Genomic DNA, 20,778 nt, shown 5'->3' with positions numbered 1-20,778 from the left:
AACCGGTCCGCGGTGCGACGAGTCCCGCGACGGAACAGACCGCGGCGCACCGGCCGGACCCCGGCGTCCCCTGACCGAGATCGGACCGCCTGCGCCCTCGGGGGAGCCTCTGTGACTCGCCCGTACCCCTGACGAACTCCACTCCGCCGACCATCCATCACTGGCAAGGACCACCATGACTGCCACTCCCCTGCCCTACGACCAGCTGAAAGGACCGACGACGGTCCACCGGCTGCTCGCCACACCGACCACGGGACCACTCGTCGCCCTTCTGGCGGCCTGTGTCTTCTTCTCCCTGACGACCGAGCAGTTCCTGTCCGGCGGCAACTTCTCCCTGATCGTCCAGCAGGTCATGGTCGTGGGCACCCTGGCCATCGGTCAGACCCTCATCATCCTCACCGCCGGCATCGACCTCTCGTGTGGCGCCGTCATGGCGTTCGGCAGCATCGTCATCGCCAAGACGGCCGCCGAGGGCGGCCTGCCGCCACTCGCCGCGATCACTCTCGGCCTGGTCGTCTGCGCGGTCTTCGGCCTGGTCAACGGGCTGCTGGTGCAGTTGATCCCGCTCCCGCCGTTCATCGTCACCCTCGGCATGCTGAACGTGGCGTTCGCCCTGACCCACATCTATTCGGCCGAGCAGACGATCACCAACCTCCCGGCGCCGCTGACCGCCCTGGGCGAGACGTTCCCGCTCGGCAACACCGACATCACCTACGGCTCGCTCGTGACGATCGCCCTGTTCCTGCTCTTCGCCTACGCGCTGAGCGGCACGTCCTGGGGCCGTCATGTGTACGCGCTCGGCAACAGCCCCGAGGCCGCCCGCCTCAACGGCATCCGCACCTCCCGGCTGACGATCGGCCTGTACGCCCTGGCCGGAGCCGTCTACGGCATCGCCGCACTGCTCCTGATCTCCCGTACCGGCGTGGGCGACCCGCAGGCCGGACAGACCGACAACCTGGACAGCATCACCGCCGTCGTCCTCGGCGGCACCAGCCTCTTCGGCGGGCGCGGTTCCGTCCTCGGCACTTTCATCGGCGTCCTCATCGTCGGTGTGTTCCGTAACGGCCTCCAGCTGATGGGCGTCGCCTCCATCTACCAGACCCTGATCACCGGAGTGCTGGTGATCCTGGCCGTGACCGTCGACCAGATCTCCCGGAGGAAGACACGATGAGCACTGCCGAAGTCACGCCCGTGCTGCAGGCCCGTGGCCTGGTCAAGCGGTACGGCCATGTCACCGCCATCGACGGCGCCGATTTCGACCTGCTGCCCGGCGAGGTCCTCGCCGTCATCGGGGACAACGGAGCCGGCAAGACGAGCCTCATCAAGGCCCTCACCGGTGCGCTCACCCCCGACGAGGGCGAGATCCGCCTCAACGGTGAACCCATCAGGTTCACCGGGCCGCAGAGCGCCCGGCAGCACGGCATCGAGACCGTCTACCAGGACCTGGCCGTCGCCGCCTCCATGGACATCGCCTCCAACATGTTCCTCGGGCGCGAGCTGCGCCGGCCGGGCTTCCTCGGCAGCACGCTGCGCATGCTCGACAAGAAGCGCATGCGCCAGGAGGCCGCGGCCCACATGGCCGACCTCAAGATCGGGCTGCGGTCGCTGACCCAGCCGGTGGAGACGCTCTCCGGCGGTCAGCGCCAGGCCGTGGCGGTCGCGCGTTCCGTCGCCTGGGCCAAGAGCGTCGTCGTGATGGACGAGCCCACCGCCGCACTGGGCGTCAAGGAGTCGGGTCAGGTCCTGGACCTGATCCGCCGGGTCCGCGACAAGGGCATGCCCGTGGTCCTGATCAGCCACAACATGCCGCACGTCTTCGAGATCGCCGACCGCATCCACATCCACCGACTCGGCCGTCGCGAAGCGCTGATCAAGCCGTCGGACCATTCCATGGCGGAGGTCGTCGCCATCATGACGGGGGCGCTCAGGGTGAACGATGATGGAGGTACGGTCGTCACCGACGCGGATGCCGCCCAGGCGGCAGGCGTGTCCGCCCACTGAGTCGCCGCGGGGGCGACGCCGCGCAGACCTCAGGGTCGCCGCACGGTCAGGACAGCGGGCCCGGCCCCGGGCAGGGGCCGGGCCCGACGAACGCACAGGAACGGTGGAACATGGCCGCGAACCGTCGCCCCACGCTGGCAGATGTCGCCAGGGAAGTGGGCGTCAGCGCGAAGACGGTGTCACGGGTGCTCAACGAGGACGGGCCGAGTTCCCCGCAGACCCGCGAGCGCGTGCACGCCGCGGTCGCGAAGCTCGGCTTCCAGCCGAACCTGATGGCCCGCAACATCCGTGTCGGCGGCCCCGACACCACCGTCGGCCTGGTCGTGCCCGACCTCGGAAACCCCTTCTTCGGAACCGTCGCCGGCGGCATAGAGGACCTCGTGGGCAGCAGGGGGCTCACCCTGCTCATGGGGTCCTCGGCCGAAGACCCCGACCGGGAACGGGCGTTGATCCAGACCTTCCTCGCCAGGCGCGTCAGCATGCTGATGGTCGTCCCCGCTTTCGGAGCGGATCACACCCATCTCAAGGCGGCGCGCGCGGGCGGTCTGCCGGTGGTGTTCCTCGACCGGCCGGGCGTGGGGCTGTCCGCTGACTGCGTCGTCAGCTCCAATCGGACCGGCGTCCACGAAGGCGTCTCCCACCTCATCGCCCGCGGCCACCGCCGTATCGGCTTCATCGGAGACCTTCCCACCAAGCTCTACACCCGTCGCGAACGGCTCGCCGGCTACCGCTCTGCGCTCGAAGAGGCCGGCCTCCCCTACGACCGGAACCTGGTGACCGGAGCCCACAGCCAGGACGCGGCCGCCGCGGAGACCACCGCCCTCCTTGACCTGCCGCAACCGCCCACCGCGCTGTTCGCCGCGAACAACATGACGGCCCTCGGAGTCATCGCCCAGCTCACCCGCGCGGGACGAAAGGACGTCGCCCTGGTCACCTTCGACGACCTCCCGCTCGCCGATGTCATCGAGCCGGCCCTGACCGTCGTGGCCCAGGACCCTGCGGCCATAGGCGAGGCGGCGGCCAGGACCGCCCTCGCCCGCCTGGACGGCGACCGCACCCGCGCCCGGACCATCATGGTCCCCACCCGTCTGGTGGTCCGCGGCTCCAGCGAACTGCTTCCGCACCCCTCCGAGCCGACACCGGCCGGGAGCTGAGCGCCACGTCGCCGGTGTCCCCGCAGGACACGCTCCGGCGGGAGGCTCGCGCGGTCCGCCGCGCGGTCCAGTCCCCAGACGTTGGTGCCGGCGGCCAGAAGGACCCCGTCCTCGGCCCGGCAGCGACGGGTGAGGTCGCCGACGATGACCTTGAGGGCCGGGAAGTAGTCGAGGAGGACCTACCAGCACCGGCCGCACGGGGGAACAACCTCTCGGTCGCGGTCGCCCACGGCGACGATCGTGTTCGGTTCGTAGGGCCCCCTGGGCGGCTGCCGTGCCGATGAGGACCAGCTCCGCGCAGGGTCCTCGTGAAGTGGTAGGCGTTCACGGCGGTGACGACCCGGCCGTCCTGGGCGCGGGCCGCGGAGCCAGATCCGGATGAGCCGCCAGAGCCGCAGGGCCGTGCCGCCCGCGGCGCCTTGGGCGTGCGGGACGGCAAGCTCCGCGTCCGTCCGCGTCCCTGCTCCTGGGCGAGGCCGAGGTCTGACTGAGTACCGAACCTGGCCCCGATGGACGACTACGGTGCACCGCGCGCAGACCTGGTTCGGGATGACAGCGGTCCCCTGACCGGATGTCCAGTGGCCGAGGTGCGCGCGGCCGTACAACGCCTCGCGTGGCCTGCCTGCTACGCCAGGGGGCCGAGGCCCCCTTCGAGGACGGTCTGGATGATCTGGGACCGGTTCCAGAGGGCCAGGATCTCGTTCTCGAGAGCCACGATGGGCAAGAGGTCCTGTCGCCGTGTACGACGATGGCCGCGGCGGACAGGCTGCGCGGTACGGCTCCGGCGTCCAGCAGGACGCGCCACTCCTCCGGGCCGAGCGTCAGGAACTCCAGTCCGGCGAACTCGCTGAACTGCAGGGGGTCGGCCAGCGTGCCGCGGTAGGCCGTGAGGGTGCGCAGGCCGGGCAGTCCGACGACGAGGGCGAGACTGAACCGCTCGCCGTCCCACACCTCGATGGACAGGGCTTCCATGCAGCCTCCTCCCGCGCCGGGGCGCCGCCGTGCCGCGCACGATCGGAGGACGCTCGGTTGGAGAGTGAGCACGACAGAATGCGGCGCGTCCGTTATCCCCCGAAAACGCGCGAAGTGGGACCGCAGCGGGGCAGCGCCCCACAGACCGATCGGTCAGCCGCTGGTCGGCCCGCGATCTGACGCGTCACGGCTGTCGAACGGCTTCGGAGGGATCGGAGGCGTCACCCAGCGGATCGCCGCCGTGACCGCCCGGCCGCCAGGTCTCGCGAAAGGGAGGAGGAGCCGGATCCGCCGGGGCACGGGCAGAAGGTCCTGAGCCCACGGCGGCAGGAGATCCACAGCCGCTGTCGCCAGCAGAAGGTAGGGAAGCCGTGCCGGCCACGGCAGCGGCGGTGTCACCAGCAGGTACCGGGCCGTGGCCGACGACTCGTCCGTCGCCCGCAGCTCAGGGCGCCGGCCGCCGAGCTCCGTGACCAGGGCGGCTAGGGTCTCGGGTGGGTCGGGTATGCCCAGTCGAACGGCGACCGATGCCATGTCCTCGACGTACGCGTCCTGTTGCCCGGCGGTCAGGGCCTGCAGCCCGTAGCGCTGATGTGCCTCCAGGAAGCAGTAGGCCTCGGCCATGTGGACCCACGACAACAGCGAGGGATCAGAGGCGCGGTAGGCCACTCCGGCGGGCGTGCGCCCGGCCACCCGCGCATGCACCCCTCGTACCCGCTCCACTGACCGCTCGGCATCCCGCGCCGTACCGAACGTCGTCTCCGCCAGGAAGGTACTGGTCCGCTGCAGGCGGCCCCAGGGATCGCCGCGGAAGCCCGAGTGCGCCCAGACAGCTGCCATGGCGATCGGATGCAGTGACTGCAGCAGAAGTGCGGCGAGCCCTCCGATGTACATCGAGGCATCGGAGTGCACGGTTCGCACCGGCCTGTCCGGCGCGAACCAGCGAGGCCCAGGTGTGTGATGGATCCTGTCGCGCTTTTGTTCCGCTTCCGGACCGGCCACGCGCCGCAGGAGCGCATCGCCTGCCTTCGCTCGCAGCCTCCCGACCAGGGGCACCGCGATCGCACTCCTCTCCGTGGGCTTCTCGGACACTGCACCGTAAGGCTGCCTACCCCGAGAACCCGTCCGTACTGCGCAGCCGCTGTCGGCGCCGATCCGAGCCACCACATGCGGGCGACGCGAACCCGGCCGGTCGGGGCCGGGCGGCGTCGTGTCGTATGGGCGTACGGGCGTCGAGCCACAAAAGACAGCACCTACGCCGAGTTTCCGTCGATCCACTGTGTGTCACCACTCACGCGCACCCGGCCACGACGCCACATCCCTGCAGAATGCCGTCTGCGGGACCTCCGCGCCGACAGCGGATGGCGACCATGCCAAACTGGAACAAAGCCGTCGTGTGCGGCCTTCATTCCAAGGATCTGGGAACTGTTCAACCTCTTGCGGCGCGCACAGCGCATCTCACGGTTTCCCACGATCACCTCGCGATTCGGACTGTCTCCTCATACGTCGGCCGTCGCCGCGCACTCCCCCGCCGGCTCGCTCGAAGGAGGTGTGTTCCATGACCAGGACCATGCGAGTCCGACGGTTGGTGGCGGGTGGCGCCGCGTCCGGCCTGCTGGCAGGTGGCGCCGCGCTCGGAATGGCCGGCTCGGCGACCGCTGCTCCGGCCCCGACGTCCGTCGCCACGACTGTCGTGCACCATGACGACGGCGACCGGCACGGCCATCACGACCGGTGCGAGTGGAAGAAGGGGCACTGGGAGAAGACCTGGACAACGGGCCACTGGGAGAAGAAGCGGGTCAAGCACGACACCTGGCACGCGGACCGGCACGACCACCACGGGAAGTGGCACCCCGGCTACGGGGAGCACCACCACTCCCACAAGTGGGTCTACGTTCCCGGGCACTGGGACCACGTCTGGGTGAAGGGCCACTGGGACTGCCATCACTCGTGAAACACCTGCCGGGCGCTGCAGAGCGGCTTGGGCAGCCGGCTGGGCTGGAGACCGGCTCGGCCGGAGGCGCGCTCGATGGTTGGGTCGCCTGTGAAGTGAGACGCTGAAGAGCAGGGTCCGTGCCGATGAGTCTCGGGAGGACCGAATGGGACGTGACGTCCCGGCGCTGGAGTTCACCCGTGACGACCGTCGCCGGTTCCGGAACAAGATGCACACGTGCCTCGATGTGTTCGCCCAGATGCTGAGGGAGTCGCGGTTCGACTTCGAACGGCCGCAGGTCGGGTTGGAGATCGAACTGAACCTCGTGGACGAAACCGCGGAACCCGCCATGCGTGGCTCGGACGTCCTGGAGGCGCTGGCCGACCCGTCCTGGTCGACCGAGCTGGGACGGTTCAATCTGGAGATCAACATCGATCCGCGGCAGCTCACCGCGGGCGGCCCCGGGGCCTGGGAACAGGAGATACGGGACGCGCTCAACCACGCCGAGGAGAAGGCTGCGGCGATCGGGGCGCACCTGGTCATGATCGGAATCCTGCCGACGCTGGAACTGAAGGACGTGGGTCCGGCGTCGCTTTCCGAGAACCCGCGGTACCACCTGCTGAACGAGCAGGTCTTCGCCGCACGCGGTGAGGACCTGTTGATCGCGGTGGACGGGGTGGAGCGGCTGCGCACCTACGCGGACACGATCACGCCGGAGGCGGCGTGTACCAGCGCTCAGTTCCACCTGCAGGTGTCGCCGGACGAGTTCGCGGACTACTGGAACGCCGCGCAGGCCGTCGCCGGGGTACAGGTGGCTCTGGCCGCGAACTCTCCGTTCCTCTTCTCCAAGGAGCTGTGGCGCGAGACGCGTATTCCGCTGTTCGAGCAGGCCACCGACACCCGGCCCGAGGAGATCAAGGTGCAGGGGGTCCGGCCCCGGGTGTGGTTCGGCGAGAGGTGGATCACCAGCGTCTTCGATCTCTTCGAAGAGAATGCGCGGTACTTCCCGGCGCTGCTGCCGCTCTGCGACGACGAGGACCCGCAGAAGACGCTCGATGACGGAGGAATCCCCGAGCTTGCCGAGCTGACGCTGCACAACGGGACGGTCTACCGGTGGAACCGTCCCGTCTATGCCGTCGTCGACGGCGTGCCGCACCTGCGGGTGGAGAATCGTGTGCTGCCCGCGGGACCCACGGTGGCCGACGTGCTGTCGAACGGCGCCTTCTACTACGGCCTGGTGCGCGCCCTGGTCGACGAGGACCGACCGGTCTGGTCGCGGATGTCGTTCTCGGCGGCCGAGGACAATCTGGAGGCCGCGGCCCGGCATGGAATCGATGCGCAGCTGTACTGGCCCGGCATGGGTGAGGTCCCCGTGACCGAACTGGTACTGCGCCGCCTGCTGCCGCTCGCGGACCGCGGGCTGGAGCGGTGGGCCATGGACAGCGCCTGGCGGGAGCCGCTGCTGGGGATCATCGAGCAGCGGTGTGTCAGCGGCCGGAACGGTGCGGTGTGGCAGTCGGAGATGTTCCACCGCATCCAGGACATCGACCACGTGGACCGGCATCAGGCGCTGCGGCGGATGACGCAGCAGTATCTCGACTACATGCACATGAATGTTCCGGCGCACACCTGGCCGGTCGAATGAGTCAGGGGCCCGGCGGCGGCTGACCCGAATACGGGCCCCTACCGGACGAGGGACCGCCCGGTACTCACGGAAGGAACGTCACTGCCGGGAAGGCCGGGAACGGCCCGTCGAGCAGGTGGCCCCGACGGTGGCGCAGGTGCTCGTCGAAGAACGCGAGCGGGTACGCCTGCTGGATCTTCACCGCCTGCTCGGGTTCGAGAGTGCCGATCGCGGCCTGGAGCTGCTGCTCGCCCCGGCCGAGAAGCTTCGCCACCTGTGGGAACAGCGCCTCCTTGTCGCCGTACGAGACATGGGAGGCGCCCGGGGCCTCGATGTTCAGCCGCCCAGCCCCACAGGTGCGACCAGAGTGCGGCAGCCTCGGGGGCCTTGGCTCGGGTGAACTCGGTGTACGTGTCGTACTGGTGAGTCGCCGTCACCACCGCGTACCCGTGGCTGGCGAGCTCTTGGGCCACGACATCGCGGAAGTGCCCCGGGCCCGCGATGCCGTCCGGACGCGACGAGGCGCAGCTGGACCGTGCCCACGGGGTACGGACCGGTCGGCGCGGGCAGCACGAGCCGCGTCGCGGCGGGTGCGGCGGCGGCCGGGCCGGGCCACAATGGGCCGGCGGCGGCGGTGAGCGGCACGGCAGCCCCGGCGGCCAGACCCGATGGCCTCCTGCTGCGGTGACTGGTCGTCAACTGTGGCCCTCCGGACGGTCCGTGGGGCCAGCGGCAACGCTGTCACGCATTACTTCCCCGTCACATCGCCCACGCGTGTACACCCTGGGGCCAACGAGATCGACGGTGGTGTCGTCCGGAGCTCAGGAGTGGGCGCCGCAGAAGTCGCGGACGGCTTGGTTGAACTCCTCGGGCCGTTCCAGGTTGCTGACGTGGCCCGCGCCAGGGATCACGACCAGCTCGGCATCCGGGATCTCTTCCAGAAACTGGCGCGCGACAGTAAGTGGCGAGCGCACGTCCCGTTCCCCCCAGAGCAGGAGGGTGGGGACCGAGACGTTGGGCAGAAGATCCCGCTGATCCGTCTCGGCCACGAGGCTCAGCTGCGTCCGCAAGCTCTCCGGGCGTACGTCGGCCGCCACGGCCTCCAGCAGCGGTACGTACGCGGCGGGCGGCTCGCCGGCGAACAGCCCGGGCAGGATCGGATCGAATGCGTCGCGCGGCGCGGCCAGCATCCGGCGCGCACCCTCGACCCGGTCCCGTACCTCCTGCGGGGCCAGGGAGCCCTTCCAGCCGGCGTAGGTGTCGACGAGGACCAGCGACCTCACGAGGTCTTTGTGACGGCGGTAGACCTCCAGGGCGAGCGTGCCGCCCCAGGACAGGCCGGCCAAGTGCACCGGTCCCAGCTCCAGCGACTCCAGGACCGCGGCGGCGCAGCGGGCGTAGTCTGCGAGAACGAAGGGCTCCGGCACGTCGGATGAGCGGCCCGTTCCCGGCTCGTCCCAGGCCACGACCGTGAACGCCTCCGCCAGCTCGTCGAGCTGCGGCCGCCAGACCCGAGCGTCCTGCGCCGCACCGTGCAGAAACACGATCGGCGGCCCCACGCCCACACGATCGTAAGCAACTCTGAGCCCGTTGACCTGTACCGTTGCCATGCCTTCAGGGTAGGCCCGCCCTCCGCACTGTCGCGGCGCCCGGCACCGGCCAGGTCACCGCGTCCGCGGACACGCCACGCTTCATCCGGTGGTCCGGCCTCTCGCCCGCCGGGCGAGGTGATGTTGTGCGGGCGGGCGGGCGATGCCGGACATCGCGCAGACCGGCCACCGCTCCGGTTCGCGACCGCTCCCTCTTGTAGACGGGCAGGCCGTCTCGGATCTGCCGAAGGAACCGGTGACGGAACACCTCCCGATGGCATGCGCCGGGCATGCCGGGAAGTCGCCACGGCGTGGAGGCTCGGCGCCGGGCGCACCACGGTGATGGTTGGGAGGCCGGTGATGGCTCGGTCGGTGGGTATCGATCTGGGAACGACGAGCTCGGTGGTCTCCGTAATCGAAGGCGGTGAGCCCACCGTCGTCGCGAACGCGGAGGGTGCGCGGACCACCCCGTCCGCGGTCGCCTTCGCCAAAGGCGGTGACGTGCTGGTCGGTGAGCCGGCCAAGCGGCAGGCGGTGACGAACGTGGACCGCACCGTGCGGTCGGTCAAGCGGCACATCGGTGAGGCGGACTGCCGGTTCCCCGCGAGCGGCGAGGTCGACGGCGAGCGGTGCACGGCGCAGGATATCTCCGCACGCGTGCTGCAGAAGCTGAAGCGGGACGCCGGGGCCTACCTGGGTGAGGACGTCACGGACGCGGTCGTCGCCGTGCCCGCGTACTTCAACGACTCCCAGCGGACCGCCACGAAGGAGTCCGGTGAGATCGCGGGGCTCAACGTCCTGCGGATCGTGAACGAGCCGACCGCGGCCGCCCTCGCGTACGGGCTCGACAAGGAGAACGACCAGACCGTCCTCGTCTTCGACCTCGGTGGCGGCACCTTCGACGTGTTCCTCCTCGAGATCGGGGAGGGCGTCGTCGAGGTCAAGTCCACGAACGGCGACACGCATCTCGGTGGTGACGACTGGGACCAGCGGATCGTCGACCACCTGGTCGAGCAGTTCAAGAACGGGTACGGAGTCGATCTGTCGACGGACAAGATGGCGGTGCAGCGTCTGCGCGAGGCCGCGGAGAAAGCCACGATCGAGCTGTCCTCCGCGACCGAGACGTCCATCAACCTTCCGTGCATCACGGCGTTCGCCGAGGGGCCTCTGCACCTGGAGGAAACGCTGACCCGGGCGCAGTTCGAGAAGATGACGGAGGGCCTTCTCTGGGCGAGAGCCGCCTCGCGGGCGTCGCGGTCGACGCCATCGGCAAGACCGCCCTGGCCATCCTCCGGCGCGGACCCACCTCATCGCCGCCACGGTCAGCATCGCCGGTGAGCACCTCACGGTCGCCGAGATGGCCGCGGCGCTCTCCACGTCCCTCCGCGAGACCGTACGGTACCGGCCGCTCAGCCCGGACGAGTGGCGCGCACAAGGCCTTCCGGGCGCCGACGAGTCGGGGAACATGTTCCAGTACTACGCGGAGTGCGAGCACCGTTTCACCGCGGCCCGGGAGGTCCTCGCCGCCCGCGCCCTCAACCCGGCCCTCCAGGACTTCGCCACCTGGCTCGCCGGCCACCACGGCGGACTGCTCAACGCCTGAGTTTGACACCCGACCGCACTCCGGCGGGAGACCGGCGTTGCCCGACTCGCCCAGCGGTCAGGTGACCGGCTCGGGCGCGGGAAGCGGCCCCGGCAGTGGGCCGGGATGCGGACCCGGCTCCGGGCGGGGGCCTCCCGGCTGCGGATCCGGTTCCGGCCGGGGTGGTGCCGGCGGCACAGGGTCGGGACCGCCCGGTGCGGGCACCGGGCCCGGAACCGGCCCGGCTGCGGCCCGGGACCAGGACCGGGCGCCGGGGTGGGGTTCGGCGGCACGGGGTCGTTCGGCGGCGTACCCGTCGTCGCCTTCCGTGGCTCCGGCGACGGCTTCGGCCGGGGGGCCGGTGCGGGCGCCGGTGCGGGTCCCTGTCGGCTGGGAGGGTACGGGTTCGTGGGGGGCGTCGGGTGCGGTTCGGACGGGTCCGGATGAGTCGGAGGGCCGGTCCGTACGTCACGTGCCATGTTCACACCAGCTCACTGGGTCCTGCGGATGGCCACTGCCTCCCCTATCGACTGCCCGAGAGGATCCACCTCACACCCGGCATGCGTGCATGTGGTCCGGGAAGACGCTCGGAAGAGGGGCGGGCCGGCCGAAGGGGGCACCCGCGTACGGGCCTGCGGTGTGTGCCGTACCGACCTGCACGTCCGCGACCACGACCTGCTGCCCCACCGCGAGCGGGTCGTACCCGGCCACGAGGCCGTCGGCGAGGTCGTGGCCACGGGCAGCGGAGTCGCCAGGCAGCCCGGGGACGGCGCGCTGACCGGCATCCCGTGGCTCCGAGGCACGTGCGGGGCCTGCCCGTACTGCACGCGCGGCCGGGAGAACCTGTGCCTCTCGTCGCTGTACACCGGCTGGGACGCGGACGGTGGCTACGTCGCGTACACGACCGCCCCCGCGGACCACGCCTACGAGCTGCCCACCGGCTACGCGGCCGAGGAGTTGACGCCCCTGCGCGCCGGCATCATCGGCTACCGGGCCCTGCGCCGGGCGGACCTCCCCGCCGGCGGCCGGCTCGGTGTCTACGGCTTCGGTGCCTCCGCGCACCTCACCGCTCAGCTCGCCCTCGCCGAGGGTGCCACTGTCCACGTCCTCACCCGGTCGCCCACCGCTCAGGCCCTGGCCCTGGAACTCGGCGCCGCTTCGGCACGCGACGCCCGGACGGGCCCGCCCGGACCACTGGACTCCACCATCCTCTTCGCCCCCGTGGGCGCCCTCGTCCCGATGGCCCTGGAAGCATTGGGCAGTGGCGGAACACTGGCCATCGCGGGCATCCACCTGTCCGACATCCCGCCGCTGGACTGCCAGAAGCATCTGTTCCGGGAACGGACCGTCCGCAGTGTCACCGCCAACACCTGCGAGGACGGCCGCGACTTCCTCGCAGCGGCCGCCGAACACCGGCTGCGACCGAGGCTCACCCGCTACGACTTCGCCCACGCCGACACCGCCCTGAACGACCTCGCCGCCGGCCGCGTCAACGGCGCAGCCGTCCTGCAGATGCCCGGCCCCCTCCCAGGTGGGACAGCCGCCGGACCGCCGCCTGCAGGAAAAGCAGAAGCCGGCGGCGGCCGTCGATTGTGCGCACGGCGGGTTGCAGGAGGACAGGGAATAGGTCGACGCCGGGAGCGTCAGCAGGGCGGCGCCGGGGTGGCTTTGTTCACTCGAGAGGCAGCGTTTGTCCGCCGGTTCGGGCAGCAGTTGCGGATCTTCGTATGGGTGAAAGCTCAGGAGAAGCAGCAGCGCGAGCGAAGCTCGGTGCGTCACCGCCCGGCGGGTGCTCGGGTGAGTCCGCACAGCGCGATGGGCTGGTTCTCCCTGGGCGGCAACATCGGCTTCGCACTTGCCCCGCTCATGGTCTCGGCCGTGATCGGACACGGCTCCCTGCGCTGGGCGCCCGTCCTGGTCCTGCCCGCGCTCGCCGGCGCCGCTCTGTGTGTGCCCGTGCTCCGGATGCTCGCCCGGCCCGAGGCCGGCGCGTCCAAGACGGAGGCACCTCGGGGCGCCGATGATGTGGCCTCGTTCGTGAAGCTGTCCCTGGCGGTCGTCGTCCGCTCCATCGTCTTCACCGGCCTCAGCGCCTTCATCTCCCTCTACGCCCAGGAGCGCATGCAGGGCAGCACCACCGCGGCCACCATCGCCCTGTTCCTGCTGTTCCTGGGCGGCGCAGTCGGCTCGGTCCTGGGAGGGTTCCTGGCCAACCGCTACGACCGCGTCCATGTCTCCCGCTGGTCCTACCTGCTCTCCGTCGCCGCCGTGACCGGAGTGATCTACGCACCCGGCCCGGCCATGTTCCTCTTCGTGGCCCTCACCTCCGTCGGCCTGTACGTCCCCTTCTCCCTCCAGGTCACCCTGGGCCAGGATTACCTGCCCTCCCGTATCGGTACTGGCAGCGGCGTCACCCTCGGCCTCACCGTCAGCATCGGCGGCCTCATCAGCCCCCTGCTGGGACACCTGGCCGACTCCACCTCCCTGAAGGCAGCCCTCACCCCTCTGATCTCCGCCTCGTCCCGGCCGAGGCCGGGATCGGGGACCCGGTGGTCTTCGAGGAGGACCCGGGCACCTCCAGCCGCCGCCACCCCCTCCAGCGCCCGAAGTTCGGCGAACTCCTCACCTACGCGCGGCCGGGCGACACCGTGCACATCTCCGGGATGTTCCGCCTCGTACGCGGCACCGGCCACATCCTCGACGTGCTCGACGTCCTTCACCGCGACCAAGTGGCGCTGCACATCCACGACGGCGCGTTCTCCGCGATGGACCTCACCGCCCGCCACCCCCGCACCGGCGAGCTGCTGTCCACCGTGAAGTTCATGGTGCAGACCCTCGCCGCCGCCGGCGAACTCCAACGCGACCTCCAACGCGAGCTGACCTACGACGGACTGCGCGCCGCCGAGGCCAAGGGCAGCAAAGGCGGACGCCGCCCCGCCGTCCCGGCCTGCAAGACCGCCGACGTGCGCACCGCGACCTGGAAGGCCGCTCCATCGCCGCCCTCGCCGGCGACCACCGGGTCAGCCTCGGCGCGATCCGCAACGGCCGCCGCCGACCTTCTGCCCGACCACACCGCCACCGAGAAGGACGCGCCCGCCCCGGAGTCGCCGGTCACCCTCGACATGCCGGGCAAGGTCGCCGACTTCCTCCGCACCGCCGAACTGGAGCCCGCCGAGCGGGCCGCGCTCGACCAAGGGGCGACCGTACGGCGCGGCCAGGGCTACACCCTGCGCGTCAGCGCCGTCCCCGCCGTGCACCGACAGCTCCTCGCCCGCTGCCAGCCGCTCGAAGGCAGCCAGGGTCTCCCCGCAGTCCCGGCCCAGCGCAAGGCCCGCCGCGCGTACGGGAACCGGGTCAGCACGCTCACGCCCTGACCAAGATCGTTCTCACCGATAACCGCTGTGCCGATGTGCCCCAAGGCCGGACGAACACGGCCACAACCGTCGTATGCGTGGCACAGTCCGACGCCCTGCGCGCACAGCACAAGCTGCGCCGACTCGTCGACGTGATCGACGTGATGCCGACTCCCGCACAGCTGGGCACCTCAGAAACGGCAGACGTTCCCCACGCCCACGCCAGCGACCCCACCGCCGCACCACGCCGGTGAACGGTCCGCCCGGCGCTCTGCTCGGTCTCGGCCAGGGCGAGCCAGGCCGAGGAGCGGTTCTCATCGCCCCAGTGCAGATCGGGCAGAAGCAGGGCGTCGCCGAGGGGCGGAGCAGCCCGGGGCGCTCGCGGGCGCGAAGCCCGAGCTTCGCGACGGCTGCCTTCTCCGTGCGGTCGAGCGCTCTTGCGGAGCGGGACGTGAAGGAGCGCAAGGTCGCCGTCGGCCCGGGGGCGGGCGTGACGCCACCCTGACAGAGCGCGCGGGGAGGGCGGCCCCAGCTCTGCGGCCGCCCTCCCCCGTTTCGGATGCCTATGACGGCTTGCGTCCGCACCACGCCACGAGGCGGTCGATGGCCGGCGCGTCCGGGTCGACGTCTACGGCGGCCCCGAACGGCGCACCGTCACGCGGCCCGGCGGGCAGTCCCCGCCTCATGGCGGCGTACGAAATCGCCACGAGCTCGGGATCCCAGTCCGGGAGCTGGCCCGTCGCAGTGGCCACGTCCCAGGTGTGCACGGTGAACTCCGAAGTCCACACGGCTGCGGCGGCAGCGCCCGGAACACTGCCGAACGGCAGGGTCAGCGTCCGGTGCAGGACCGCGGGATCCGCCCACGCCGCCTCGACCTCTCGCACCGCAGCGTCCCACGCCTCTTGCCATTCGGTGCCTGCGAGCTCGTCGGCGAGCGTGGGCAGACTCATCACATCGCCGCCGCGCCCGGCGACGGCAATCCGGCGCAGGACGGCGACGAGGTGCCCGGCCAGCCGCCGGACGGTGAATTCGGTGCAGGGCGTGGGCCCGTCGAACTGCTCGGGCCGGACCGCGGCCACGGTACGTCCGGCCAGTGCGATTGCCTTCAGCAGGCCCTGGCGGGGGTCATCGGTGGCGTCAGGGGTGGCAGCGGACCGTGGGGTGTTCTGGGTGTGTGTCATGGCCTCATCCTGTAAGCCGAATAGGCCACCTTCTGGCCTATTTCCTGAGGAAGATGACCGGCATGAGAGCCGATCGACTGGTGGCGACCCTGCTGTTCCTCCAAACGCGCACCCGTGTGACCGTGGCCGAGGTCGCCGCCGAACTCGAAGTGTCGCCGCGCACCGCCCGCCGTGACCTGGAAGCGCTGTCCACCGCGGGAATCCCCGTCTACTCCCAGCGCGGCCGCGGCGGCGGCTGGTCACTGGTCGGCGGCGCCCGCACCGAGCTCACCGGGCTGACCGCCCAGGAGATCCGGGCACTGTTCCTGCTCGCGGGCCCTTCATCCACCACACCCGAACTCCGCACCGCACTGCGCAAGCTGGTACGCGCGCTGCCCGCACCCCTGCGTCCCGGCGCCGAGGCGGCATCGCGAGCCGGTCTTGTCGATGGCACCCACTGGTCACGTGCCGACGTAACGGCCACCGGGCCGCACCTCGACGCGCTCAGGCGAGCCGTGGTGGACGGGATCCAGGTACGGCTCGGGTACGCCGGGCCCGGCAAACCCGCCGGCGTGCGCACCATCCATCCGCTCGGGCTCGTGGCCAAGGCGGGCCAGGACTACCTCGTCGCCGAGACGGAGCGGGGCCTGCGGACCTTCCGGCTCAGCCGGGTCGTCTCGGTCGAGCCGACCGACGAGCCCGTTGTCCGGCCGGACGGCTTCGACCTCGCCACGGTCTGGCGCTCGTTCGCCGCGAGCTTGGAAGAGCGGCTGCACGCAGCGACGGTCCGGGCCCGGGCCGAGCCGGGGGCCATGCCCATCCTGGAGCGGCTCTTCGATGGGCGCCTGCACGTCGGTCCGATACTCCCCGACGGGTGGACGGAGATACGGGTCGACGGGCCGACGCCGGAGGTCGTCGCGACACAGCTGGCAGGGCTGGGAGCACGCATCGAGGTGCTCGAGCCACCGGAGGCAAGGGAACGGCTGGCATGCCTGGCGGTGGAGCTGGCCCGTGTGTACGGACCGCCGGGCGCCTGCTGAGCAAGGGCCAGCGAGCCAGCCTACAGGGAAGTCTCCAGCACGATCCTGGTGACCGCCACCGGCTCGTGCCGGGAACCGCTGCTGATCACCTGCCCCTGCTCGATAAGGCCGGCGCCGGCTACACCGAGCAGCATGGGACGGCGACACGACCTCCTCGACCGGCCTGCAAGGAACCACACGCCAGGGCCAGGCGCATCCGCGGGCACGCAGTCACCCGCCGAGCTCGGTCGCGGAGACATCGGTGTCAGAGGGTGCTGGAATGCCGTGTGTCGGCAAACAGACGGGCCGTCGCTCCCGGGCCCCCCGGGGTACGTCGGACCTCCGGGACCTCTGAGATCGCCCACCGGGCCGCATCCACGGACGTGGCAGCCCGCACGATCGACTCGTCCTGGACGGTGGTGTCCACAACGGCCCGGTCGTGGCCTGTGAACCGGGGCCGTCCCCGGCGCGTGTGGGGACAGTCGCGGGCGCTCGCATGCCGCCAGTCACGTTCGGGCAGGCGGGGACGGTCGGCGGCCGCCCTGGCCGATGGCGGCGATGATCATGCGTATCCATACACCGGAGGCCGGCGCGGCCAGGAGTCCGGCGAAACAAGCGGTGCGGGCATGTACGGGGAACAGCGCCCCGAGCCGGACATGCACGCCTTCCCGACCGGACCATCCCCACAAGCACGGGAAGCAGCGGGCCGGCTCCTCGCAGGAAAGCAACGGGACGGAACCATCCCCACACGAGCAGGGAGCAGTCAAGGCAAGCAGCCGCCGGCATGGCCAGTACACCGAGGATGCTCACCACAGCCCCGAAAACAACCCATCCCCGCGCCCACCAGAGCAGTCTGGACCTTGAACATCGCGGTACCGGACCTGGACCCTTCCCCACACAAGCAGAGGGCAGGTCCGGTCGACAACGAGCGCGTGTCAATCGCCGGGACCATCCCCGCAGGGGCGGGGAGCACGTACCGATCGTCGGCTGGTGCTGCGCAGCAGGCCATCGGCGCCTCGAATGCGGCCAACCGCTCCGCGCGAATTGCTGCCCTTGCTGCGGCGCAGACCGCACATGCGGCTGCCGCGGCAGCTGACGCCGCAACGCGGGCGTCGAACGAGCACGCCTGGGAGATCCGGGACGTCTACGGCTTCCAGGTCGGCGCGTTCGGTGGCCCGGTCATCGCGCTGCCGCCTTTGCCGTGCGTCGAATCCGGCGGGACAGCACGGTGACCGGCACGAGGAGCACCGCGCCGAGGAAGAAGTAGCCGTTAATCACCATGGTCTTCCAGAAGTCCCATGACCCTGTGTCAATGGCCTCCTTCTCCATCCCGAGCAGGCCATGCGGAGTGAGTCCCGTTGCCGTGGTGATGTTCTCGACGAGGCCCGGCACGCCCCGCAGCGTCAGTACCGCGCAGCCGATCCACAAGGGCGCGCGCACCAGCCAGGACGGCGCACGTCGGCCCCACGGTTGGACCGCGGCCAGCACGCACACCACGCCGACGACCGACATGAGGACAATGAGGGCGTCGTAGGAGAGGAAGAGCCACACCGGAGTGCCGTCGTCGGGACCCATCGTGTCCTCGTACATAACACCCATCTGCACGTGCCACACGAAGCTCACCACTAACCAGGCGACGGCCGCGTATGCCCAGCGGAGGAGAGTCTTCCCCGGTTCGGAAAGCATGACCTCGACGCTACGAGCCCGGCCGCGGCCGAGGCGTCGCCCTGAAGCAGGAGCGCCTCCGCCGCACGGGCGAGGCCGGGGTGAAGCCGCCCGCGCGGCGTAGCTGCCGCCCTTACACGCCGGGGAGTACCGGGGCCTGAGTGCCTCGCTCCCCGCCGCACCGGCTCGCTGCCCCACCTCGCCAATATGCACCGGATCCTGGCGTCCTACGATGCCCCGCCGGCCGACGGGCGGGTGAACTGCGTCGATGAGTTCGGCCCGCTCAACCTGATGCCTCGCAAGGGCAAGGCCTGGCGTCCGGCCGGCAGACCCCGTCGACTGCGGGCCACCTACAACCGCTACGGCGGCGTGATGCACATGCTCGCCGCCATCGCCGCCCACATCCACTGGCGCAACGCCTGGGCCGAACCGAAGACCCGTTTCGCGCCCGAGTCACCGATCCGCCAGTGGACCGATTACCCGGCCAAAGCTGCGTGAAATGCCCAGCGACAGCGATCTGCTGGATGCACGTGGGCGGACGGGCGGCCACGGTCTGATCGACGAGGCACGCATCCAAGGTCAGGTCACCAGGGTACGACGCCGCTGTCGTCGAACAGCTGGCCGGTCGGGCCGTCGTCCGACAGGGTCGCCAGCCGGATGGCGATCGCCGCGCCCTGCTCGGGGGTCTGCGTCCCGCTGAACCCGTTGAGGTCGGTGGCCACGTAGCCGGGGCAGGCGTTGTTGATCAGGACCTTGGTGCCGCTCAGCTCCTTGGCGTACTGGATGGTGACGGCGTTGAGGTAGGTCTTCGTCGGCGCGTACGCCCCGCTGATCCCCCCGAGGTCCACACCGGGCGTGGTCTGCAGGGTCAGGGAGCCGACGTGGCTGGACTGGTTGACGATCCGCGGGTGCGCCGAACGGAGCAGCAGGGGCAGCATCGCGTTGGTGACCCTGATGACGCCGAGGACATTGGTCTCCAGCAGTCGCCGCACGGTCTCGAGGTCGATGGTCGTCGGTTCCTCCGGCCAGCCGCCGGCAACACCGGCGTTGTTGACCAGTACGTCCAGCCGTCCTGCTCGCTCCTCGATCAGCTGGACTGCGGCAGCCACGCTCCCGGCGTCGGTCACGTCCAAGGGCACGCCGAACGCGTCAGCACCAGCCGCACGCAACTTCGCCACAGCGTCCTTCCGGCGCTGCTCGTCCCGCGCGCCGACACCGACACTCCAGCCCCGCGCACCCAGCCCGGCCGCGATCTCATACCCGATTCCCTTATTCGCGCCAGTGACCAGCGCGATCGTCCTCTCGCTCATGAAAGCGAGCATGCCTGCGCTGCAGCCGGGCACCAACACCCTCTCGGTAGTGCAGCGATACCCGAGCGGTATCGATCAGCCGCCTGCCGTCTTAGCCTGGACTCATGGAGATACGCGAGCTGCGGTACTTCGTCGCCGTCGCCGAGGAGTTGCACTTCGGCAAGGCTGCCCAGCGCCTTGGAATATCCCAGCCGCCGCTGTCCCGCACGATCACCCAGCTCGAGCGGCGGCTCGGAACCGCACTGCTGGAACGCAACAGCCGCAAGGTCACGCTGACAGAGGCCGGAACCGTGCTGCTGGCCGAAGGACGCGAGATCCTCAGCGCAGTGACCGCGGCTGAGCAACGTACCCAACGGGCCGCCAAGGCACACCCCAGCCTCGTCCTCGCCGTCAAATCCGGCACCGTCGGCGAGCTGCTGACGAAACTGCTCGACGCCTACGCCGCGGAACCCGGCGCAGCCACCGTCGATCTGCTGATCTGCGAGGCGCACCAACACCGGCAGCTGCTGCAGGAGGGACACGCCGACGTGGCTCTGCTGCACCTGCCCTTCGACTCAGCAGCCGGGCTCGACACCGAAACCCTGTACACCGAGGGACAGGTCGCGATCCTGCCGGCCTCACACCCGCTCGCCATCCGCTCCCAGGTCCGGATGGCCGACGTCACCACACTGCCCGAGCTCCCGATGGCCCGCTGGCCCGGTCCCGGCGGCAGCTACCCAGAAGGACCGGGCGCGGAGATACGGAACCTGGCCCAGGTCTTCCAGCTGATCGCGCTCGGCCGTACCACCGTGGTCATTCCCGAGTCAGCCAGCGCCGACCTGCGCCGGGACCTCGCCTCGGTGCGGGTCCTGGACGCTCCGCCTGTGACGACGGTGATCGCCTGGCCGCCACAGAGCCGCCTTCGTGCCGTCGCTGACCTGGTCCGCGTTGCAACACTCCTTTGAACTCGAATGCCGCTCCTTCGGCATCGCCTGATCGTTTGTCCTGGTGTGCCGTTGACTGACGCGCGGTGGGCGCGGATCGAGCCGATCCGTTCCACTTTCCCGGACGCTTGAGCCGGCGCTACCGAGCCGCTCCGAGACGGCCGTGAGACCGAAGACAAGCCCCATGAGCAACCCGGACATCACAGCGAACAGGGGGTCGTCCGGCTCCTCCTCACGCGACAGCATCAACAAGAGGAAGAGCGTCAAGGGAACAGCAGCACACAGGCCGACGCCGATCGGGTGTCGGGCCGCCCATTTCTGGCGTGCATCACGGAAAGCGAGCCAGAGCTCCTAGAAGAAGTGAACAAAGCCATCCCCCGAGCAAGCGTCTCGCCGTCTAGCTTGATCTTTAACATGCGTCGTCGAACGATGCGTCGTACTTGATCACTCGGTTCGGTAACCGCCGTACACGGAAGCGGCCTTCGTCTGAACA

At 70.3% G+C, this 20,778-nt stretch carries 19 protein-coding genes and 4 pseudogenes; 15 read left to right on the top strand and 8 right to left on the bottom strand.

Annotated elements, in window-relative coordinates; translation table 11 throughout:
- Window positions 1-175 precede the first annotated feature (175 nt).
- From ACWGN5_RS33785 to ACWGN5_RS33775, 3 genes are all read left to right on the top strand, one after another.
- Window positions 176-1,171, top strand: coding sequence for an ABC transporter permease (locus ACWGN5_RS33785; RefSeq protein WP_453522240.1), 996 nt, complete (start codon window positions 176-178; stop codon window positions 1,169-1,171).
- Window positions 1,168-2,001 carry an ATP-binding cassette domain-containing protein gene (locus ACWGN5_RS33780; RefSeq protein ID WP_453522239.1) on the top strand — a complete coding sequence of 278 codons (834 nt, stop codon included), beginning with the start codon at window positions 1,168-1,170 and terminating at the stop codon, window positions 1,999-2,001. The genes ACWGN5_RS33785 and ACWGN5_RS33780 overlap by 4 nt, the downstream gene beginning before the upstream one ends.
- 110 nt (window positions 2,002-2,111) lie before the next feature.
- Complete coding sequence (locus ACWGN5_RS33775) at window positions 2,112-3,155, top strand: LacI family DNA-binding transcriptional regulator (RefSeq protein WP_453522238.1); 1,044 nt, start codon at window positions 2,112-2,114, stop codon at window positions 3,153-3,155.
- A gap of 182 nt (window positions 3,156-3,337) precedes the next feature.
- On the opposite strand, the pseudogene ACWGN5_RS33770 reads toward ACWGN5_RS33775, so the two are convergent.
- A pseudogene (locus ACWGN5_RS33770) lies at window positions 3,338-3,594 on the bottom strand (cytidine deaminase); the annotation flags it as partial.
- Window positions 3,595-4,280: 686 nt separating this feature from the next.
- The gene (locus ACWGN5_RS33765; RefSeq protein WP_453522237.1) at window positions 4,281-5,219 is read right to left on the bottom strand and encodes an oxygenase MpaB family protein; all 939 of its coding nucleotides are present in this window, start codon (window positions 5,217-5,219) and stop codon (window positions 4,281-4,283) included.
- 466 nt (window positions 5,220-5,685) lie between these two features.
- Here ACWGN5_RS33765 and ACWGN5_RS33760 point away from each other — a divergent pair, with 466 nt between their 5' ends.
- Together ACWGN5_RS33760 and ACWGN5_RS33755 are read left to right on the top strand one after the other, a co-directional pair.
- Window positions 5,686-6,081 carry a hypothetical protein gene (locus ACWGN5_RS33760; protein WP_453522236.1) on the top strand — a complete coding sequence of 132 codons (396 nt, stop codon included), beginning with the start codon at window positions 5,686-5,688 and terminating at the stop codon, window positions 6,079-6,081.
- A gap of 145 nt (window positions 6,082-6,226) precedes the next feature.
- Window positions 6,227-7,705, top strand: coding sequence for a glutamate--cysteine ligase (locus ACWGN5_RS33755; RefSeq protein ID WP_453522235.1), 1,479 nt, complete (start codon window positions 6,227-6,229; stop codon window positions 7,703-7,705).
- Between the two features lie 64 nt (window positions 7,706-7,769).
- Here ACWGN5_RS33755 and ACWGN5_RS33750 read toward each other — a convergent pair whose 3' ends face one another.
- Together ACWGN5_RS33750 and ACWGN5_RS33745 are read right to left on the bottom strand one after the other, a co-directional pair.
- On the bottom strand, window positions 7,770-7,958 hold the full coding sequence (locus tag ACWGN5_RS33750) for a hypothetical protein (RefSeq protein WP_453522234.1): 189 nt from the start codon (window positions 7,956-7,958) through the stop codon (window positions 7,770-7,772).
- 547 nt (window positions 7,959-8,505) lie between these two features.
- A complete protein-coding gene (locus ACWGN5_RS33745; protein ID WP_453522233.1) occupies window positions 8,506-9,294 on the bottom strand; it encodes an alpha/beta fold hydrolase in 789 nt (262 codons plus the stop codon).
- A 339-nt stretch (window positions 9,295-9,633) separates the two neighbouring features.
- On the opposite strand from ACWGN5_RS33745, the pseudogene ACWGN5_RS33740 reads away from it, so the two are divergent.
- From ACWGN5_RS33740 to ACWGN5_RS33710, 7 genes and pseudogenes are all read left to right on the top strand, one after another.
- Window positions 9,634-10,500 (top strand): annotated as a pseudogene (locus ACWGN5_RS33740) (Hsp70 family protein); the annotation flags it as partial.
- Window positions 10,501-10,630: 130 nt separating this feature from the next.
- Window positions 10,631-10,876, top strand: a complete 246-nt coding sequence (locus ACWGN5_RS33735) for a hypothetical protein (protein ID WP_453522232.1) — start codon at window positions 10,631-10,633, stop codon at window positions 10,874-10,876.
- A gap of 456 nt (window positions 10,877-11,332) precedes the next feature.
- Window positions 11,333-12,352 (top strand): annotated as a pseudogene (locus tag ACWGN5_RS33730) (zinc-binding alcohol dehydrogenase family protein); the annotation flags it as partial.
- 279 nt (window positions 12,353-12,631) lie between these two features.
- Window positions 12,632-13,366: pseudogene (locus ACWGN5_RS33725) on the top strand (MFS transporter); the annotation flags it as partial.
- Between the two features lie 38 nt (window positions 13,367-13,404).
- Window positions 13,405-14,229, top strand: coding sequence for a recombinase family protein (locus ACWGN5_RS33720; protein WP_453522231.1), 825 nt, complete (start codon window positions 13,405-13,407; stop codon window positions 14,227-14,229).
- 77 nt (window positions 14,230-14,306) lie between these two features.
- Window positions 14,307-14,462: a hypothetical protein gene (locus tag ACWGN5_RS33715; RefSeq protein ID WP_453522230.1), complete on the top strand. Its 156-nt coding sequence runs from the start codon at window positions 14,307-14,309 to the stop codon at window positions 14,460-14,462.
- A gap of 71 nt (window positions 14,463-14,533) precedes the next feature.
- On the top strand, window positions 14,534-14,713 hold the full coding sequence (locus tag ACWGN5_RS33710) for a hypothetical protein (protein WP_453522229.1): 180 nt from the start codon (window positions 14,534-14,536) through the stop codon (window positions 14,711-14,713).
- A gap of 58 nt (window positions 14,714-14,771) precedes the next feature.
- Here the strand turns inward: ACWGN5_RS33710 and ACWGN5_RS33705 are convergent, their stop codons facing one another.
- Window positions 14,772-15,389, bottom strand: coding sequence for a TIGR03086 family metal-binding protein (locus ACWGN5_RS33705; protein ID WP_453522228.1), 618 nt, complete (start codon window positions 15,387-15,389; stop codon window positions 14,772-14,774).
- 62 nt (window positions 15,390-15,451) lie between these two features.
- On the opposite strand from ACWGN5_RS33705, the gene ACWGN5_RS33700 reads away from it, so the two are divergent.
- Entirely contained in the window at window positions 15,452-16,408 is a 957-nt protein-coding gene (locus tag ACWGN5_RS33700) for a helix-turn-helix transcriptional regulator (protein ID WP_453522227.1), read from the top strand.
- Between the two features lie 244 nt (window positions 16,409-16,652).
- Here the strand turns inward: ACWGN5_RS33700 and ACWGN5_RS33695 are convergent, their stop codons facing one another.
- Window positions 16,653-16,814, bottom strand: coding sequence for a DUF6207 family protein (locus tag ACWGN5_RS33695; protein WP_453522226.1), 162 nt, complete (start codon window positions 16,812-16,814; stop codon window positions 16,653-16,655).
- A 752-nt stretch (window positions 16,815-17,566) separates the two neighbouring features.
- Entirely contained in the window at window positions 17,567-18,073 is a 507-nt protein-coding gene (locus ACWGN5_RS33690) for a hypothetical protein (protein ID WP_453522225.1), read from the bottom strand.
- 186 nt (window positions 18,074-18,259) lie between these two features.
- Here ACWGN5_RS33690 and ACWGN5_RS33685 point away from each other — a divergent pair, with 186 nt between their 5' ends.
- Entirely contained in the window at window positions 18,260-18,550 is a 291-nt protein-coding gene (locus tag ACWGN5_RS33685; RefSeq protein WP_453522224.1) for a hypothetical protein, read from the top strand.
- Window positions 18,551-18,636: 86 nt separating this feature from the next.
- On the opposite strand, the gene ACWGN5_RS33680 is transcribed toward ACWGN5_RS33685, so the two are convergent.
- Window positions 18,637-19,374 (bottom strand): SDR family oxidoreductase, encoded by a 738-nt coding sequence (locus ACWGN5_RS33680; RefSeq protein WP_453522223.1) that lies wholly within the window; start codon window positions 19,372-19,374, stop codon window positions 18,637-18,639.
- 92 nt (window positions 19,375-19,466) lie between these two features.
- Between ACWGN5_RS33680 and ACWGN5_RS33675 the strand changes: the two genes are divergently transcribed.
- The gene (locus ACWGN5_RS33675) at window positions 19,467-20,306 is read left to right on the top strand and encodes a LysR family transcriptional regulator (RefSeq protein WP_453522222.1); all 840 of its coding nucleotides are present in this window, start codon (window positions 19,467-19,469) and stop codon (window positions 20,304-20,306) included.
- Window positions 20,307-20,778: the final 472 nt, after the last annotated feature.

The organism is Streptomyces sp. NPDC055815, assembly GCF_053616475.1.
The sequence above is the reverse complement of the archived record's forward strand: the minus strand, read 5'-3'. Positions and strand labels throughout refer to the sequence as shown.

Bases quoted from the DNA above. Each gene is read 5' to 3' on its own strand.
- ACWGN5_RS33785 (WP_453522240.1), top strand. From the start codon at position 176: ATGACTGCCACTCCCCTGCCCTACGACCAGCTGAAAGGACCGACGACG.
- ACWGN5_RS33780 (WP_453522239.1), top strand. From the start codon at position 1,168: ATGAGCACTGCCGAAGTCACGCCCGTGCTGCAGGCCCGTGGCCTGGTC.
- ACWGN5_RS33775 (WP_453522238.1), top strand. From the start codon at position 2,112: ATGGCCGCGAACCGTCGCCCCACGCTGGCAGATGTCGCCAGGGAAGTG.
- ACWGN5_RS33760 (WP_453522236.1), top strand. From the start codon at position 5,686: ATGACCAGGACCATGCGAGTCCGACGGTTGGTGGCGGGTGGCGCCGCG.
- ACWGN5_RS33755 (WP_453522235.1), top strand. From the start codon at position 6,227: ATGGGACGTGACGTCCCGGCGCTGGAGTTCACCCGTGACGACCGTCGC.
- ACWGN5_RS33745 (WP_453522233.1), bottom strand. From the start codon at position 9,294: ATGGCAACGGTACAGGTCAACGGGCTCAGAGTTGCTTACGATCGTGTG.
- ACWGN5_RS33735 (WP_453522232.1), top strand. From the start codon at position 10,631: ATGGCCGCGGCGCTCTCCACGTCCCTCCGCGAGACCGTACGGTACCGG.
- ACWGN5_RS33705 (WP_453522228.1), bottom strand. From the start codon at position 15,389: ATGACACACACCCAGAACACCCCACGGTCCGCTGCCACCCCTGACGCC.
- ACWGN5_RS33700 (WP_453522227.1), top strand. From the start codon at position 15,452: ATGAGAGCCGATCGACTGGTGGCGACCCTGCTGTTCCTCCAAACGCGC.
- ACWGN5_RS33690 (WP_453522225.1), bottom strand. From the start codon at position 18,073: ATGCTTTCCGAACCGGGGAAGACTCTCCTCCGCTGGGCATACGCGGCC.
- ACWGN5_RS33685 (WP_453522224.1), top strand. From the start codon at position 18,260: ATGCACCGGATCCTGGCGTCCTACGATGCCCCGCCGGCCGACGGGCGG.
- ACWGN5_RS33680 (WP_453522223.1), bottom strand. From the start codon at position 19,374: ATGCTCGCTTTCATGAGCGAGAGGACGATCGCGCTGGTCACTGGCGCG.
- ACWGN5_RS33675 (WP_453522222.1), top strand. From the start codon at position 19,467: ATGGAGATACGCGAGCTGCGGTACTTCGTCGCCGTCGCCGAGGAGTTG.